The organism is Photorhabdus sp. CRCIA-P01 (genome assembly GCF_003545805.1).
Lineage (GTDB): Bacteria > Pseudomonadota > Gammaproteobacteria > Enterobacterales > Enterobacteriaceae > Photorhabdus > Photorhabdus antumapuensis.
In genome coordinates this window covers 1-2,223 of the sequence record NZ_NMQR01000135.1, presented here as the reverse complement: position 1 = coordinate 2,223, position 2,223 = coordinate 1, and the positions used below count along the sequence as shown (strand labels likewise).

At 49.5% G+C, this 2,223-nt stretch carries 1 protein-coding gene; it reads left to right on the top strand.

Annotation, left to right across the window (positions count from 1 at the left end; translation table 11 throughout):
• Positions 1 to 2,223 (top strand): filamentous hemagglutinin N-terminal domain-containing protein (locus D3222_RS24240; RefSeq protein ID WP_118988324.1); only part of this gene is annotated, 2,223 nt, incomplete at both ends.

Genomic DNA, 2,223 nt, shown 5'->3' with positions numbered 1-2,223 from the left:
GTTTAACGTTGCCACTCAGGGCGCCGTACTCAATAACGCCACTCAGGTAGCGCAATCACAACTGGCCGGACAACTTAACGCCAACCCTAACCTGAAAGATAAAGCGGCGGAACTGATTATTAACGAAGTCACCGGCAACGGGCGTTCTGAGCTGCAAGGTCAGCTGGAAATTGTCGGCAATAAAGCCAACGTAATGATCGCCAACCCCAACGGCATAACCTGTGATGGCTGTGGTTTTATTAATACCGCCAACGCCACCCTGACCACCGGGAAACCCCAGTTTGACAAACAGGGGGCGCTGGAAGCATTAGAAGTTAAACAAGGTCAGATCACCATTGGCGGCAAAGGGCTGGACGGCAAGACGACGGATTATGTCGATATCATCAGCCGGGCAACGGAGTTGAATGGAAAAATTCAGGCTAACACCCTGTCGCTGACTCAGGGGGCCAACCGTATCAGCGTGAAAGACGGCACGGTTAAACCCATCACTGGAGAAGGCGCTAAACCGCAATTAGCCGTTGATACCAAAGCCTTAGGCGGCATGTATGCTAATAAAATCCGGCTGGTGGCTACTGAAAAGGGCGTTGGGGTTAATCTCACCCACTTAACCGCAACCCAAGACGCTATCCGTTTAACCGCTGAGGGTAAAATTATCCTGGGGGAAGTCCACGCCAAAACGGACATTAACATCAACAGCAAAGCCATTGAAACGGCGGCACAAAGCCATGTGCAAGCGGATCAACATCTGAGATTGACCACGGAAACATTGCACAATCAAGGTCAAATCCGGGCGGGGGGGGATGTCACCCTTAAAGCAACCAAACTGGATAATGTCAATCCGGCCGGGCAAAGCCACCCGATCATTACCGCAGGTAAAAACAGCCGCATTACCGTTGACGAGATAAACAATGTTGGCGAGTTAAGCGCGGCACAAAACCTCACCCTGACCGGCAACAATTTTTCAACGCAGGCGATAAAAGACCGTCAGGAAAATATCATCGGTAAACTGAGTGCCGGTGGGGATCTGACGGCGRYATTTAAACAGGGATTTCGTTTTGATTTGGATAAGGACCATTTTRAAGCRGGTAAGAAACCCACTGATCCGGCGTTAATCACCGGGAAAAACATTTCTCTCACCGCCAGAGACTTMGTCAATCGGGCGTCAATGAGGGCAGAACAAAACTTAATCGTTGATGCAGAAACACTCTATTTAAGCCAGGGGAATTTAACCGCCGGGAACCATGTCCTGCTCGATGGCAGGTCACATCTTGATGTGAAGGGCTATGATATCGCCGGTCGTGATATCACCTTGCTAGCGAGCCGGGGGCTGCTTTCTGTTGTCTCTGGAGACGACTCTACCTCGGAAGGAATAAGCGCATTAACCACGCTCTCTGCGGATAACCTATTACGCATTATCGCCGACGGTCCTATTAATCTTTCAAATATCCTGATTAATAAGGCGAAAAATATCTTCCTGGCGACCAACGGGATGATTGAAATAGCGGCCTATGCGGATTTTGATGATGAGGGGATTCGACCCAATGATGAAACTCAATACGCCCTTATCAACCGGCGTCTGCACCAACTCAGCCAATTGCAAGCGGATGAAAATATTGAGATCCATGCTGGCGAGGTTGCTGATCTGCGAACCCTGTCGTTGACGGCGGGGAAAGATATCACCCTGACCAGTGGTGATGCGCTGGATATCAGTACGGAAGACACCTATGAATATGAAAATGGCGATAAAAAATACACTGTCAATGAGGACGATATTGATGATGGGGAAGATGAACCCTCCGCTGCCCCATTTCAATTCCCGATAATAAAAAGCACCCTCACGGCCGGTAACAATTTAACCCTGAATGCCGGCGGTCAGATTGTAGATACTGACGCCACGTTGCGGGTCAAAGGGACGACGACCCTCACCCAAAACAACACCGAATTGCACTCAGCTGAAGGAAAGTATAATTCAGTTGAGGGGAAGTATACGCCGGTGACTTCTGCGCTGATTGAAAGGGCGTTAAGGCAGGGTCCTGAACTGACAATGAATTTCGCCGAAATAGAAGGAGAAGTCCCGGGAATTAAACTGGCGGATAAGCACACGCGAATAACCTCGAAAAACAATCGCCCGATTATTCATATTGCGGCCCCGAACGCCCGGGGCGTTTCACATAACCGTTATCAGACGTTTAATGTCGGGACCTCAGGACTGGTATTGAATAA